The organism is Kitasatospora sp. NPDC056446, from assembly GCF_042796115.1.
GTDB lineage: Bacteria > Actinomycetota > Actinomycetes > Streptomycetales > Streptomycetaceae > Kitasatospora.
Genome location: NZ_JBHTRF010000019.1, coordinates 18,132 through 32,982, shown reverse-complemented (window position 1 = coordinate 32,982; position 14,851 = coordinate 18,132). Strand labels below are relative to the sequence as shown.

At 74.6% G+C, this 14,851-nt stretch carries 11 protein-coding genes and 1 pseudogene; 7 read left to right on the top strand and 5 right to left on the bottom strand.

Annotated features, from left to right (window positions below; translation table 11 throughout):
* Positions 1-493 precede the first annotated feature (493 nt).
* The 3 genes and pseudogenes from guaA to ACFQ6N_RS14425 all read left to right on the top strand — a co-directional run bounded on the left by guaA (position 494) and on the right by ACFQ6N_RS14425 (position 3,304).
* Entirely contained in the window at positions 494-2,089 is a 1,596-nt protein-coding gene (guaA, locus tag ACFQ6N_RS14435) for a glutamine-hydrolyzing GMP synthase (RefSeq protein WP_380649220.1), read from the top strand.
* A 195-nt stretch (positions 2,090-2,284) separates the two neighbouring features.
* A pseudogene (locus tag ACFQ6N_RS14430) lies at positions 2,285-2,812 on the top strand (DoxX family membrane protein); the annotation flags it as partial.
* Between the two features lie 48 nt (positions 2,813-2,860).
* A complete protein-coding gene (locus ACFQ6N_RS14425; RefSeq protein WP_380649326.1) occupies positions 2,861-3,304 on the top strand; it encodes a ubiquinol-cytochrome c reductase iron-sulfur subunit in 444 nt (147 codons plus the stop codon).
* A 57-nt stretch (positions 3,305-3,361) separates the two neighbouring features.
* Here the strand turns inward: ACFQ6N_RS14425 and ACFQ6N_RS14420 are convergent, their stop codons facing one another.
* The gene (locus ACFQ6N_RS14420; RefSeq protein ID WP_380649219.1) at positions 3,362-3,571 is read right to left on the bottom strand and encodes a hypothetical protein; all 210 of its coding nucleotides are present in this window, start codon (positions 3,569-3,571) and stop codon (positions 3,362-3,364) included.
* A complete protein-coding gene (locus tag ACFQ6N_RS14415) occupies positions 3,568-5,025 on the bottom strand; it encodes a PspC domain-containing protein (protein WP_380649217.1) in 1,458 nt (485 codons plus the stop codon). The genes ACFQ6N_RS14420 and ACFQ6N_RS14415 overlap by 4 nt, the downstream gene beginning before the upstream one ends.
* A 263-nt stretch (positions 5,026-5,288) precedes the next feature.
* Here ACFQ6N_RS14415 and ACFQ6N_RS14410 point away from each other — a divergent pair, with 263 nt between their 5' ends.
* From ACFQ6N_RS14410 to pcrA, 3 genes are all read left to right on the top strand, one after another.
* On the top strand, positions 5,289-6,623 hold the full coding sequence (locus ACFQ6N_RS14410; RefSeq protein ID WP_380649325.1) for a PspC domain-containing protein: 1,335 nt from the start codon (positions 5,289-5,291) through the stop codon (positions 6,621-6,623).
* Entirely contained in the window at positions 6,616-7,320 is a 705-nt protein-coding gene (locus ACFQ6N_RS14405; RefSeq protein ID WP_380649216.1) for a LuxR C-terminal-related transcriptional regulator, read from the top strand. Before ACFQ6N_RS14410 ends, ACFQ6N_RS14405 begins: the two co-directional genes overlap by 8 nt.
* Before the next feature lie 91 nt (positions 7,321-7,411).
* Entirely contained in the window at positions 7,412-10,072 is a 2,661-nt protein-coding gene (gene pcrA, locus ACFQ6N_RS14400) for a DNA helicase PcrA (protein WP_380649215.1), read from the top strand.
* Between the two features lie 63 nt (positions 10,073-10,135).
* On the opposite strand, the gene ACFQ6N_RS14395 is transcribed toward pcrA, so the two are convergent.
* Positions 10,136-10,978, bottom strand: coding sequence for a peptidoglycan DD-metalloendopeptidase family protein (locus ACFQ6N_RS14395; RefSeq protein WP_380649213.1), 843 nt, complete (start codon positions 10,976-10,978; stop codon positions 10,136-10,138).
* Positions 10,979-11,302: 324 nt separating this feature from the next.
* Between ACFQ6N_RS14395 and ACFQ6N_RS14390 the strand changes: the two genes are divergently transcribed.
* The gene (locus ACFQ6N_RS14390) at positions 11,303-11,707 is read left to right on the top strand and encodes a cobalamin B12-binding domain-containing protein (protein WP_380649212.1); all 405 of its coding nucleotides are present in this window, start codon (positions 11,303-11,305) and stop codon (positions 11,705-11,707) included.
* Between the two features lie 90 nt (positions 11,708-11,797).
* On the opposite strand, the gene ACFQ6N_RS14385 is transcribed toward ACFQ6N_RS14390, so the two are convergent.
* Both ACFQ6N_RS14385 and ACFQ6N_RS14380 read right to left on the bottom strand, forming a co-directional pair.
* Positions 11,798-13,396, bottom strand: a complete 1,599-nt coding sequence (locus ACFQ6N_RS14385) for a DUF5691 domain-containing protein (protein ID WP_380649211.1) — start codon at positions 13,394-13,396, stop codon at positions 11,798-11,800.
* An 11-nt stretch (positions 13,397-13,407) separates the two neighbouring features.
* Positions 13,408-14,706, bottom strand: a complete 1,299-nt coding sequence (locus ACFQ6N_RS14380) for an SWIM zinc finger family protein (RefSeq protein ID WP_380649210.1) — start codon at positions 14,704-14,706, stop codon at positions 13,408-13,410.
* Positions 14,707-14,851: the final 145 nt, after the last annotated feature.

Below are 14,851 nucleotides of genomic sequence, written 5' to 3'. Positions count from 1 at the left end.
TAGCGGCGCGGGACGGGCGGGAAGTGCGCCGGGCGTACTCCGGATCGGGCCGGGGGTGCGACGGCCGGTCCCGGGCGTCCCCGGACTCCGGCCGTCCCACCTCGCGGCCCAGTCGCGGCCGGGGTCGCTGTCCCCTGCTGGCCGGCCGCGGCACCCGCGCACGGTCCCACGGAGCCGCGCTCCCGGCGGGCCGGGCGGCGGCGCCACGTGCGCCGGTGGACTGGGGTGAAGCTCCACGCGTGGTCCTGCTGCCGCACGGCGGTGCCCCCGCGGGGGTCGGTCGGCGCGTCTGGCGGACGCGGTGCGGCCGGGCGGTCGTAGGAAGCAACGAACCGCGGCCCCGTCCGGTCACGGTCCTTCGGACGGGCAGACGAGTGAAACCGGACAGCCCGGTAGAATCGGTGTCCAGACACCCCACACCGTCCGCCGCCGCAGCCCCTGCCGGGGAGGCGGTTCCGCGCGACACCTCGATACCGCTGCCGGAAGGCCGTCTGTGTCCTCAGCAATTCCCGTCCAGTCCGCGCCGGACAACGACACCGTCCTGGTGGTCGACTTCGGCGCCCAGTACGCCCAGCTCATCGCCCGTCGGGTGCGTGAGGCGCGGGTCTACAGCGAGATCGTGCCGAGCAGCATGCCGGTCGCCGAGATGCTCGCCAAGAACCCCAAGGCGATCATCCTCTCCGGTGGCCCGTCCTCGGTCTACGAAGAGGGCGCGCCGCAGCTCGACCGTGCGATCTTCGAGGCCGGTGTCCCGGTCTTCGGCATGTGCTACGGCTTCCAGCTGATGGCCGTGACGCTCGGCGGCACCGTCGACAACACCGGTGCCCGCGAGTACGGCCGCACCCCGCTGGCCGTCTCCCGCCCCGGCTCCACCCTGTTCGAGGGTGTCCCCGCGCAGCACTCGGTGTGGATGTCGCACGGCGACGCCTGCTCCGCCGCGCCGGAGGGCTTCACCGTCACCGCCTCCACCGACGTGGTCCCGGTCGCCGCCTTCGAGAACGACGAGGCCCGGCTGTACGGCGTCCAGTACCACCCCGAGGTGCTGCACTCCGACCACGGCCAGCAGATCCTGGAGCACTTCCTCTACCGCGGCGCCGGCATCGCCCCGACCTGGACCACCGGCAGTGTGGTCGAGGAGCAGATCGCCCTGATCCGCGAGCAGGTCGGCGAGAAGCGCGCGATCTGCGGCCTGTCCGGCGGCGTGGACTCCGCGGTCGCGGCCGCCCTGGTCAACAAGGCCATCGGCGACCGTCTGACCTGCGTCTACGTCGACCACGGCCTGATGCGCAAGGGTGAGACCGAGCAGGTCGAGAAGGACTTCGTCGCCGCCACCGGCGTGCAGCTGAAGGTCGTCGACGCCTCCGAGCGCTTCCTGAACGCGCTCAAGGGGGTCACCGACCCCGAGGAGAAGCGGAAGATCATCGGCCGCGAGTTCATCCGGGTCTTCGAGCAGGCCCAGGCCGAGATCGTCGCCGAGGCCGGCGCGCACGGCGAGTCGGTCGACTTCCTGGTCCAGGGCACCCTGTACCCGGACGTGGTGGAGTCGGGCGGCGGTACCGGTACCGCCAACATCAAGTCCCACCACAACGTTGGCGGCCTGCCCGAGGACCTCCAGTTCCAGCTGGTCGAACCGCTGCGCAAGCTGTTCAAGGACGAGGTCCGGATGGTCGGCCAGGAGCTGGGCCTGCCGGAGGAGATCGTCCAGCGCCAGCCGTTCCCGGGCCCGGGCCTGGGCATCCGGATCGTCGGCGAGGTCACCCAGGAGCGCCTGGACCTGCTCCGCGACGCCGACGCGATCGCCCGCGAGGAGCTGACCGCGGCCGGTCTGGACCGCGAGATCTGGCAGTGCCCGGTCGTGCTGCTCGCCGACGTGCGCAGCGTGGGCGTGCAGGGCGACGGCCGCACCTACGGCCACCCGATCGTGCTGCGCCCGGTCTCGTCCGAGGACGCCATGACCGCCGACTGGTCGCGCCTGCCGTACGACGTGCTGGCCCGGATCTCCACCCGGATCACCAACGAGGTCCGCGACGTGAACCGCGTCGTCGTCGACATCACCAGCAAGCCGCCGGGCACCATCGAGTGGGAGTAGGCACTCCCGCCGGCCGCTGAGGCCGGATCCTGAACGGCCGCGCCGTCGTTCCCGTACTGAAGGGAGCGGCGGCGCGGCCGTTCGCGGTGCGGGCCCGCCCGCTGGTCGGGACCTCCCACCGAAAGCGGGCAGGAGCGGGCAGAATGCGGACCGGACCTGTCAGGGCGTGGCAGGCCGAGAAGGAAGGTGTGAGGGATGTCGGAGGCCAGCAACTCCGTGGCGGCCGGCGGGGGAGCGGCCGGCCGGGCCGAGCGCGCGGCGCAACGACGGGCACTCGCGTCCACGTACGCGCTGCTCCCGCTGCGGCTCTTCCTCGGCGCCACCTTCGTCTACGCCGCCCTCGACAAGCTGTCGGACGCGCACTACCTCGCCGGGGCGGGCGACGCGGCCTCCTTCGTCTCGCAGACCCAGGCGGCCAAGGCCGGCGGCAGCCCGATCTCCTTCCTGCTCGGGCCCGCCCTCGGCCACCCGACCCTGTTCGCGCTCGCCATCGCCTTCGGCGAGCTGGCGGTCGGACTCGGCACCCTGCTCGGCCTCTGGGGCCGGTTCGCCGCGCTCGGCGGCGCGCTGCTCAACCTCAGCCTCTGGCTGACCGTGAGCTGGAGCGTCTCGCCGTACTACCTCGGCAACGACCTCGCGTACCTGATGGCCTGGATCCCGCTGGTGCTGGCCGGCACCCCGTACCTGTCGGTGGACGGCTACCTCGCCCGCCGGGCCGGGCGGGACCGCGCGCGCGGGCTCGCCGAGGACCACGTCAGGCGCCGGGCGCTGGTGGACGGCGGGATCGCGGCCGTCGCGATCGGCGGCGCCGGGCTGCTCGCCGGCTCGCTGACCCGCACCTTCGGCCGGGACGGGCGGTCCGCGCCCAAGCAGTCCGCGGCGCCGGTCTCCGACGTCCCGGCGGCGGCGCCCACGGTGTCCGCCGCGAGCGTCCCGGTCGGCGGCTCGGCCCAGGTCAAGGACCCGGCCACCGGGGACGCGGTCTACATCGTGCAGCCCGCGGCCGGCCAGTACTGCGGCCTGTCCTCGGTGTGCACCCACTCCGGCTGCGCGGTGGACGCCCCGAAGAACGGCCGGCTGTACTGCCCCTGCCACGGCTCCCGCTTCGACGCCGCCAGCGGCGCGGTGGTCAACGGGCCGGCGGTCAAGCCGCTGCCCAAGTACACCGTCACCAAGGACGGCGACAAGCTGACCCTGGGCCCGCAGCAGGCCTGAGCCCCGGACGGCAGGGGCTCCGGGGCTCCCGCTGTCCGGGGCTCGGGCCCGGCCGGGTCAGTCCTCGCGGTCGGCGCGGCCGCGCCGGGCCACCGCCGCGACCGCGCCGGCCAGGCCGCCGACGCCCAGCACGATGAACGTGACCGGGATGACGATCCGCCCGTTCACCGACTGGTCGTTGAGCGCCGCCACCAGGTACAGCACGGCGATCACGGTGAACAGCGCGCCCGCGATCAGCGAGAACAGGTCGAGCCGGTGCTTCCTCACTGCTGGACCACCTTGATGTTGCCGAGCCCGATGCCGAGTTCGAGGTTGAGGGTGCCCTTGGAGGCCTGGCCGGCGGCCGGGCCGATCAGATAGGTGTGCCGGCCGGTGCTGTCGCTGCGGTCGCCGGGGACGTCGATGTTGCCGAGGCCGACCCGGGCGACCAGGTTCACGGTCACGTCCTTCGGCACGGTGACGGTCAGGTCGCCGACGCCGAGGTCGGCCTTGGTGGAGAGGGTGCCGCCGGCCGGGTCGAGCCCGGCCAGGTTCAGCCGGATCTCCCCGGCGCCGAGGTTGTAGCGGTCCTGGAGCTCGGACGGGGCGGTGACCGTCCAGTCGCGCTTCCCGACGGCGTTCTGCATCGAGTCCGGCGAGTGGCCGACGAAGGCCAGCGCCAGGGTGAGCAGCAGACCGGTCGCCGCCAGCCTGCGGGCCCGGCCGAACTTCGCGCCGACCAGCAGCGTCAGACCGATCACCAGCAGCGCGGTGGCCAGCACCGTCGCGCCCAGCACGGTGGGGTCGTGGTGGCCGGCCGAGGCCGCCCAGACCGCGGCGGCCGCGCCGATCGCCAGCAGGAAGCCGAAGAAGCCGAGCGCCGAGCGCTCCCGGGGGTGCCGCGTGACGGCGGGCTCGGGGCGGCACTTCGGGCGCTCCTTGCGCAGCGGGTCGCCCTCGGGCAGGTCGGTCCGCTGCCACCAGGGCTGGGCCGGGCCGCCGACCGGCGGCACCGGGGTGCCGAACGGCGGAGTCGGGGTGCCGAACGGCGGGGTGGGCGTGCCGGTCGTCGGGGTGGCGCCGTACGGGTTGCGCTCGGGGTGGCGCGGGTCCCACAGGTAGCCGCTCGGCCCGGGGGCCGGACTGTCGGCGGGGACCGTGCCGGCCGCCTGGGCGGCGGCGTGCCGGGCGCGGGCCGCGTCGCCCTGCTCCGGCCAGACGTAGCCCTCGGCATCGTTCGGGGACCCGGCGAAGTGCCGGTCGTACGGTCCGCCGGACTTTCGCCCCTGCCCCCGGCCGCGGCGGCGCTCCGGGTCGTAGCGCACCGCCAGGAAGACCAGGCCGGCGAGCAGCAGCAGCGGGAACAGCTGGTCGCCGTCGCCCATCGAGGAGAAGAACACCCCGGTGCCGATCACGGTCAGCAGCACCGCGCCGATGGACTGGCCGTCCACCCGGCCGGTGAGCACCCGCTGGAGCTCGGTGCGCCCGCCGCGGCCCTTGGCGGCGTCGTCGGTCGGGACGATCAGCCAGGCCAGGCCGTACAGGAACAGCCCGAGGCCGCCGGAGAGGCAGAGCACCACGGTGACCACCCGGAAGACCACCGGGTCGATGTCCAGGTGCCGGCCGAGTCCGCCGCAGACGCCGGCCACCACGCGGTGGTGCTCGGCCCGGGTCAGTGGCGGGCGTTCCGGTTCCGCCGGGGCGGCGGGCCCGGCCTCCTCGATGCGGTGGTCCTCGGTCATGGACACCATCCTTCCGGCAGGTGCCGGTCCCGCCCAACCGGGAGCACCCCTGCCCGTACCCTGACTTGTCCCTGATACGGGCTAGGGACACACCCTGATGCGTGCGCGGGCGGGCGCGTGGAACCATCGGTGGCGTGGCAGCCCCCGGTACCGATCCCCGAAGCACCGCCCCCGACGCCGCGGCGTCGGCCGGCGCCGACCCGCACGCGCCCGACGGCGGGAAACCGCCCTACCGCCGGCTCTACCGCAGCCCGCAGGGCCGCATGCTCGGCGGCGTCGCCCACGGACTGGCGCTGCACCTCGGGCTGCCGGTGCGCTGGGTGCGGCTCGCCTTCGTCGTGCTCTTCTTCGCGCAGGGGATCGGCGCGCTGCTGTACGCCGCGTTCTGGTTCGTGGTGCCGATCGGCATCGGCGAGCCCTCGGCGCGCGGCGGCGCCCAGTGGATGTACCTCAACGGCGTGTTCGTCCCGTCCGCGCCCGGACTGCAGGGCGGCCTGCTGAGCAAGAGCCCGACCGCCGCCGGGTGGCTCGGCCGGCTGCGCCAACTGCTCCAGCACACCCTCCAGGGCGAGCCGGTGAACGCCCCCGCAGACGGCGAGGCCGCAGCGCCCGCCGCCAAGAACGGGCAGGGCGGCCTCGGCCAGCTCGCCGCCCTGGTCATGGTCGTGATCGGCCTGATCGCCCTGCTCAACGTGCTCGGCTGGCAGACCGCCAAGCCGTACACCTGGCCGCTGCTGGCGATCGGCGTCGGCGTCGCGCTGGTCTGGCGGCAGGCCGACGACTCCCGCTGGCAGCGCTGGTTCGGCATCGAGGAGGGCGAGAAGCGGCGCGGCGCCTACACCCGGGTCGGCGCCGGCGTGCTGCTCGCGGTGGCCGGCACCATCGCGCTGCTCGCCATGCAGGGCAGCGACTCCACGTTCAGCTCGGTGGTCGAGGCCTCGCTCGCGGTGCTCGCCGGGGTGCTGGTGCTGCTCGGCCCGTACGGCCTGCGGCTGTGGCAGGACCTCGGCGCCGAACGCACCGCCCGCATCCGGGCCCAGGAGCGGGCCGAGATCGCCGCGCACATCCACGACTCGGTGCTGCACACCCTGACCCTGATCCAGCGCAGGGCCGAGGACCCCAAGGAAGTGCTGCGCCTGGCCCGCTCCCAGGAGCGCGAACTGCGGCTGTGGCTGTACCGCCCGGAGGCCGCCGCCGAGGCCGCGCCGGACACCATGGCGGAGACCCTGCGCGGGGTCGTCGCCGAGGTCGAGGACCGGCACGGCGTCCCGGTGGAGCTGGTGATCGTCGGCGACTGCCCGATGGACGAGAGGATCGCGGCACAGATGCAGGCCGCGAGGGAGGCGACCGTCAACGCGGCCAAGTACGGTGGCGGGGGACCGGTCCAGGTCTACGCCGAGGTCGAGGGGAGGACGGTGTCGGTGTTCGTTCGCGACCACGGCCCCGGCTTCGACCCCGACACGGTGCCCGAGGACCGGATGGGCGTACGGGAGTCGATCATCGGCCGGATGAAGCGCAACGGCGGCACCGCTCGGGTGCGGCCGGCTGCGGGCGGCGGCACCGAGGTCGAGCTGGAGATGGAGAGAACGAATGACTGAAGCAGCTCCGATGGGGGTCCCGCCGACCGGAGGCCGGGGGAGCACGGCGCGGGTCGTCCTCGTGGACGACCACCGGATGTTCCGGACCGGGGTCCGGGCCGAGATCGGCCGCACCGACGTGACCGGCATCGACGTGGTCGGCGAGGCCGACGACGTGGACTCGGCGGTCCGCGTGGTCGCCGAGACCAGGCCCGACGTGGTCCTGCTCGACGTCCACCTGCCCGGCGGCGGCGGCGTCGAGGTGCTGCGCCGCTCGGTCGGCCTGATGGGCGAGCAGGGAGGGGTGAAGTTCCTGGCGCTGTCGGTGTCGGACGCCGCCGAGGACGTCATCGGCGTCATCCGCGGCGGCGCGCGCGGCTACGTCACCAAGACCATCACCGGCACCGACCTGGTCAACGCGGTCTTCCGGATCGCCGACGGCGACGCGGTGTTCTCGCCCCGCCTGGCCGGCTTCGTCCTGGACGCCTTCGCCGCCACCGACACCCCGCCGGTCGACGAGGACCTGGACCGCCTCACCCAGCGCGAGCGCGAGGTCCTGCGCCTGATCGCCCGCGGCTACGCCTACAAGGAGATCGCCAAGCAGCTCTTCATCTCGGTGAAGACCGTCGAGAGCCACGTCTCCGCCGTCCTGCGCAAGCTCCAGCTGAGCAACCGGCACGAGCTCACCCGCTGGGCCACCGCCCGCCGCCTGGTCTGAGCCCCCGCCGCGATCGTCGCGGCGAGCCCGTTCGGTCGGTCTGGGTCGGCCGGGCGGGCTTGTCGGTGGGTGGCCATAGACTCGGAGTGCCATGAGTAGCCTCTTTGACGACCTTCCGCTCCCCGGTTTCGAGGCACCCGCCGCCGGGTCGAAGCAGCCCGCCGCGCCCGTCGACGCCGTTGACGAGGAGCCCCCGCCGTACGAGGACGACGTGCCGTACGACGCGTACGAGGAGGCGATCCCGGACGGGCTGTTCCAGACCGACCACGCCGCCCAGGCGGAGCGGGACTCCTTCTACCGCAACGGCGCCGCGCGTCCGGTGATCGACCCGGCGCAGCTGCTGGAGGGGATGAACGACCCGCAGCGCGAGGCGGTGCTGCACGCGGGGTCGCCGCTGCTGATCGTGGCGGGCGCCGGCTCCGGCAAGACCCGGGTGCTGACCCACCGGATCGCCCACCTGCTGGGCGCCCGCGGGGTGCAGCCGGGGGAGATCCTGGCGATCACCTTCACCAACAAGGCCGCAGGCGAGATGCGCGAGCGCGTCGAGGCGCTGGTCGGCCCGCGCGCCCGGGCGATGTGGGTGTCCACCTTCCACAGCGCCTGCGTGCGGATCCTGCGCCGGGAGTCCAAGCAGCTGGGCTTCACGTCCAGCTTCTCGATCTACGACTCCTCGGACTCCCAGCGGCTGATGTCGCTGGTCTGCCGCGACCTCGACCTGGACCCGAAGCAGTTCCCGCCGAAGTCCTTCACGGCGAAGGTCAGCAACCTCAAGAACGAGCTGATCGACGAGGAGGCCTACGCCGACCAGGCCGCCAACCCGATGGAGAAGAAGCTCGCCGAGGCGTACCGGCTGTACCAGCGGCGCCTGCGCGAGGCCAACGCGCTGGACTTCGACGACATCATCATGACGACGGTGAACCTGCTCCAGGCGTTCCCCGACGTCGCCGAGCACTACCGGCGCCGGTTCCGCCACATCCTGGTCGACGAGTACCAGGACACCAACCACGCCCAGTACATGCTCGTCCGCGAGCTGAGCGGGGGGTCCGTCGCGGCCGCGCCCAAGCGCACCGCGGACGGGGACTTCGTGAACCCGGCCGTCGCGCACCTCGCCGAGGTGCCGCCGGCCGAGCTGTGCGTCGTCGGCGACGCGGACCAGTCGATCTACGCCTTCCGCGGCGCGACCATCCGCAACATCCTCCAGTTCGAGGAGGACTACCCGAACGCGACCACGATCCTGCTGGAGCAGAACTACCGCTCCACGCAGACCATCCTGAGCGCCGCCAACGCCGTCATCGAGCGCAACGCCAACCGCCGCGAGAAGAAGCTCTGGACGGCCGGGGACAACGGCGAGAAGGTCGTCGGCTACGTCGCGGACGACGAGCACGGCGAGGCCCAGTTCATCGCCGACGAGATCGACCGGCTCACCGACAAGGGCGAGGCCAGGCCCGGCGACGTCGCGATCTTCTACCGGACGAACGCCCAGTCCCGCGTCTTCGAGGAGGTGTTCATCCGGGTCGGCCTGCCGTACAAGGTGGTCGGCGGGGTGCGCTTCTACGAGCGCAAGGAGGTCCGGGACGTCCTGGCCTACCTGCGGGTGCTCTCCAACCCGGAGGACACCGTGCCGCTGCGCCGGATCCTCAACGTGCCCAAGCGCGGCATCGGCGAGCGGGCCGAGGCCATGGTCGACGCGCTCGCCGCGCGGGAGCGGATCTCCTTCGCCCAGGCGCTGGTGCGGGTCGACGAGGCGTACGGGATGGCCGCGCGCTCGGCCAACGCGGTGAAGAAGTTCAACACCCTGATGGCCGGGCTGCGCCAGGTGGTCGAGTCGGGGGCGGGCCCGGCGGCGGTGCTGGAGGCCGTCCTGGAGGAGACCGGCTACCTCGCCGAGCTCCAGTCCTCCACCGACCCGCAGGACGAGACCCGGGTGGAGAACCTCCAGGAGCTGGCCTCCGTCGCCCTGGAGTACGAGCAGGACCCGGGCGAGCGGCCGGACGCCGGGGAGGAGGGCACCCCGCCGGTGGGCTCGCTGGCGGACTTCCTGGAGCGGGTCGCGCTGGTCGCCGACTCGGACCAGATCCCGGACGCGAAGCAGTACGGGACAGAGGGAGGAAGCCCGGACGGGGACGAGGAGGAGCGGGGCGTCATCACGATGATGACCCTGCACACCGCCAAGGGCCTGGAGTTCCCGGTCGTCTTCCTGACCGGCATGGAGGACGGGATCTTCCCGCACATGCGGGCGCTCAACCAGGTCAAGGAGCTGGAGGAGGAACGCCGCCTCGCGTACGTCGGGCTCACCCGGGCGCGCGAGCGGCTGTACCTGACCCGTTCGGTGCTGCGCAGCGCCTGGGGGCAGCCGGCCTACAACCCGGCCTCGCGGTTCCTGGAGGAGATCCCGGAGACGCTGGTGGACTGGAAGCGCACGGGGGCGGCGCAGGCGCCGGTCCAGCGCGGCTTCTCCTCGGGCTCGTCCTGGGGCAAGTCCTCGTCCGGGGGCGGGAGTTCGCGTTCATCGTCGTCTTCGGCGGCCTCGCCGAAGGCGGGCTGGGGGCAGTCCGCGCGGCGCGGCGGCCAGGTCGTGGAGCGCGACGCCGTCTCGCTGGCGGTCGGCGACCGGGTCACCCACGACAGCTTCGGGCTGGGCACGGTGGTGGCGGTGACGGGCGTCGGGGACCGGGCGCAGGCCACCGTCGACTTCGGCACGGACGGGCGCAAGCAGCTGCTGCTGCGCTACGCGCCGGTGGAGAAGCTCTAGGGGCCCGGGCCGCCAGGGCGTTCCGGGCCCGGGGCCTGGGCTCGGGGGCGTGCCCGGTACGCCCTAGCGGGGGTCCAGGCCGTTGGCCAGGAACCACGGCAGTGGGTCGATCGGCCCGCTGCCGGCCGGCCGCACCTCGAAGTGCAGGTGCGGCCCGGTGCTGTTGCCGCTGCTGCCGACGAAGGCGATGACGTCGCCCTGCTTCACCGGCCCCTTGCGGATCTTGTACCCCCGCAGGTGGCAGTACCAGACCTCGGTGCCGTCGGACATCTTGAGCATCGACATGTAGCCGTAGAACGGGTTCCACTGGGTGCGGATCGTGCCGTCGGCGACGGCCATCACCTGGGAGCCGCCGTCCACCGGGAAGTCGATGCCGGTGTGGCGGTTGGCCCAGTGGCTGCCGGCCTCGCCGAAGAGCTCGCCGAGGCCGTGCTGCGCGACCGGCATGCCCACCTTGGGCTTGGCCGGCTCGGCGGTGGCGGTGGGCTCGGCACCGGGCTGCGCGGCCGTGGCGTCGGGGGCCGGGGCGTCGGCGGTCGGGCTTCCGACGGGCTGGGCGCCCGCCATCGGCTGCCGGGCGTCGCCGCGCGAGGCCTTGGCCTGGCCGCCGGCGGCGGTGACCCGTTCGGCCGCCGCCCTGGCGGTGGTGCCGGACGGGGTGTCGTCCGCCGCGGCCTGCTGCGGCACCCGGCCGGCGGCCTGGGCGCGCTGCTGGTCGGCTTCCCCCTGCACCGTGATCGCCGCCGCGGCCGCGACCCCGAGCGCGGCCACCGAGGGCAGGGCGACCCGCAGCAGAGCCGTACGGGTGGCGGCGTTGGCCGCGCCCCGGCGCTGGGCGCGGGACTGCTCGCGGGCGGCGAGGCGCAGCTCCGCACGGGTCGGGCGGGCGGCTGCTTCGGGAGCCATCGGGGGCTGCCTCCTCGGTGGGCCTCGGGCACGTCGTCGGGCGAGGGCAAACAGCCGTGACTGTAGCCGCAAGGCCGACGCCCCGGAAAAACCTCCGGTTGTCAAGGGGTCGGCCGGGGGTCTGTGGGGGAGACCGGTGGAAAGAGGGGTGAACCCGCCGGTAGCAAGGCCCGGAGCTGTGACTTTGCCCTCCTCTTGGGAGGGGGGGCGGTCAACCGGGCCGGGTGGCGCTAACCTCCCCTCAGGTTGGTTATTGACCGTTAACCGCGCCGGTGGCCCACGAGGTCCGGTCGGGTGGTGGACGACGAGGTCCAGGAGGCAGTCATGAGTGTGTCGGGGCCGATCCGTGTGGTGGTCGCCAAGCCGGGGCTCGACGGTCACGACCGTGGCGCCAAGGTCATTGCGCGCGCCCTGCGCGACGCCGGTATGGAGGTCATCTACACCGGGCTGCACCAGACGCCCGAGCAGGTCGTCGACACCGCGATCCAGGAGGACGCGGACGGCATCGGGCTGTCGATCCTCTCCGGTGCCCACATGACGCTGTGCGCGCGGGTGATCGAACTGCTGAAGGAGCGCGACGCGGCGGACATCAAGGTCTTCTGCGGGGGGATCATCCCGGACGACGACATCGCCGAGCTGAAGGCGATGGGCGTCGCGGACATCTTCACGCCGGGCACGCCCACCCGGGACGTGGTCGCCTGGGTCGAGGCCAACCTGCGGGCGAGCTGACCTTCGGAAACGGACTCCCGGCGGAGCGGGCCGGCCTTCGGGGCCGGCCCGCTCCGCCGTCCCCGGGGGCGGGCGGGCCCGGCCCCGGGGTCAGCCCGCCAGCTCCGCGAGCATCGCGGCCCGGAAGCGCAGCGTGCCGGCCAGCCGGGCGAAGGTCTCGGCCCACGCGGAGTCCGGGGCGGCCGAGGCGGCCAGCTCCTCCACCGCGGCGGCCGTCCCGGGCGCGAGCGCGCGCTCCGTCATCCCGAGCACCCCGCTGTGGCTCCACGGGTACGCGCCGGAGGCGGCGGCCCGGGCCAGGGCGCCCACCACGGCGGTGGACAGCGGCGGCGTCCACGGGGTGGCGCAGGCGCCGAGCAGTTGGAAGGCCTCGCCCAGCCCGTGCACCTCGATGAACGCGGCCGTCCAGGCGGCCCGCTCCTCGGGCGGGAGGACGGCCAGCAGCTTGGCCGGGGCACCGGTGGCGCGCGGGGTGCGGGCCCGGCCGGAGCCCCGGGCGGGCGGCGCCGGTGCCGGGCCGAGCAGGGCCCGGGCCCAGTCGGCGTCGTGCTGGCGGACGGCGGCGCGGGCCCAGGCCTCCCGGAGGTCGTCGGCCCAGCTGCTGCTGGTCTCGTCGATGCTGTCGCCGACCCGCAGGGCGAGCAGCTGCCCGGGTGTCAGCCCGGTGCTCAGCGGCCAGAGCGCGAGCGGCGCGGCGGCCACCACCTCGCCGAACCACCAGGCCCGTTCGCCGCGCCCGGTGGGGGACTTGGGCGCGATGCCGTCGCGCTGCATCTGCGCGTCGCACTCGGCGGGCGGGGTGACCAGCAGGTGCGTCCCCGACTCGGCGAGGCGGACCGCGGCCCGTGCCCGTTCGGCCATCCGGTGGGCCAGGGCGGAGCCGGGCAGGGTGGAGAGCAGTTCGGCGGCGGTGGCGCGGACGTTCTTGCTGCGGTCGCCGAGGGCGGCCTCCAGGAACGGTTCGTCGGCGGGGGAGAGGCCGTCCTGGAGGGCGTCCAGGAAGAGCAGGCGGTCCTCGGCGCGCTCGGTGGACCAGGTGCTCCGCAGCAGCTCCAGGCCGGCGGCCGGGTCGGTGCGGCGCAGCAGCGTGAGGTGGGTGACGCGTTCGGCGAACAGGCCCTCGTGCCACAGCCGGTGGTCGGCGGGGCCGTCCTGGCGCCGCGCCGGCTCCTCGGTGGTGGTGCGCAGCACGAACCGCCAGTCGGGGTTCTGCTCGGCCAGCCAGCGGCCCGGCGGACCGGCCAACGCGACGGCGTCGGAGCGCAGTTCGCTGCGTGCGCGGGCGGCGTCGAGCAGGCCGGGTATCAGCGCGGCGGGCGGCCGCAGGCCGCGGGCGCGGGCCGTCGCCAGCCACTGCGGCAGCAGCTCGGTCAGGTTGGCCAGGGTGCCGCCGCCGCTGCCGGTGCGGGCGGCCAGCAGGACGGCCAGCCGGCGGGCGGCCGGGTCGGGCAGCTCCGGGCGGGGGTCCTCGGGCGCGGGCGGCCCGGGTGGTCCGGCGGCCGGTACGGGCAGGGCGCCGGCCCGGCGGCGGACGGTGGCGAGCGCGGCCAGTTCCAGCAGGGCGGTGGCCGGGTCCGACAGGTCCACGGCGTCGGCGAGCGGCAGGGCGGTGGCCGGGAGCGGGCGGCGGTCGGTGCCGAGCAGGGCGCTGGTGCGCAGCGTCTCCCACGGGTCCTGGGTGGTCGTCATTCTCGGTGCTCCTAGGTGTGGGTGAGGCCGACCGGACGCTGCCCGGCGGGCCAGGCCGTGACCGGGGCGAAGCCCAGGTGGCCGTACTCGCCGAAGACCGTCAGCGGGCGGCCGGTGGAGACCGCGGCCAGCCGCCACAGCGCGGCCTCCGGGACGGCCGGGGTGCGGACGGGCACGGTGTGGCGGCCGTCCGTCAGGTACCAGCCGTCCGGGGTGCGGACCGGGACGACGTCGGTGAGGACGGTCGGCCGGCTCTCCAGCCACGGGTCGTCGGCGACGGCGGTGCCGTACCCGGCGACCGCCTCGGCGACGGTGAGCCCGGCGGGCGGGGCGGCCGGGCCCGGTTCGGGCGCGCCGTAGCGGGTGCCGAGCGCGGCGCGCAGCGGGTGGGCGCCGGGGTGGTAGCCGAGCTCGGCCTCCAGCAGGTGGCCGGTGGGCAGGGCGAGGTCGGGGGCCTGGCCGGGCCGGCCGAAGGCCAGCAGCAGGGCCGGGCGGCCGGTCTTGGCGCCGCGCAGCCAGACCCGGCGGGTGGTGAGGCGCTCGTCGGACGTGTCCCGGCTGCCGAGCACCAGCCAGCGGTCGCGGACGGTCGGGCCGGCCAGGACCTCGGCGGTGTCCTGGGGGTAGCCGACCCGGGTGCGGACGGTCGCGGCGAGCTCGGCCGGCAGCTCGTCGACCCGGACGGCGGCGGTGGCGAGCAGGTGGAGCATCGCGTACTCCTCCAGCATCCGCTCCTGCGGGAGGGCGTCCAGCTCGCGGACCCGGGAGGCCAGGCCGGGCGCCTGCGCGTCGACCATCCGGGCGGCGACCTCCTCCCAGGGGCCGGCGGTGGACTGGTCGGCCAGGCCGTGCCGGACCCGGTCGGCCAGGCGCAGCCGCAACTCGGCCGCGCCGGCCGCTACCCGGGCGCCGCGCTTCTCGGCCCGGCGGCGCGCGGCCTCCGGGTCGACCGGGGCGGACGCGCGCTTCTCGGCGCGCTCCTCGCGGGCCTTGAGCCACTCGGCCGCCCAGTCGGCGGGTTCGGCGGCCGGGACGGCCTCGGGGGAGCCGCTCCACAGCAGGAGGAGCCCGAGCGCGTGCTTGCACGGGAACTTCCGGCTGGGGCAGCTGCACTGGTAGGCGGGCGTGGCGAGCTCGATCACGGTGCGGTACGGCGTGCGGCCGCTGCCCGCGCACTCGCCCCAGAGCGCGGTGCCGTCGGTGCCGGCGCCGGACCACGGCGCGGCCGAGGAGAGCTTGCCCGCCGCCTTCCTCGACGCGGCGTCAGGTGCCAGGGACAGGACGTGTTCGGTGCTCCAGCGTTCCTCCATGCGACCGACCGTAGGCGGTGGCACTGACAGTGGCTGACTGTCCGTCCGGAGGCGGCCCGGGCGTTGTCAGTGCCTCGGTGCAGGGTGGTTCCCACAGGTCGGGACGCCGGCCTGGCTCCCCCCGATCACCCTGTCGCCGGGGCAC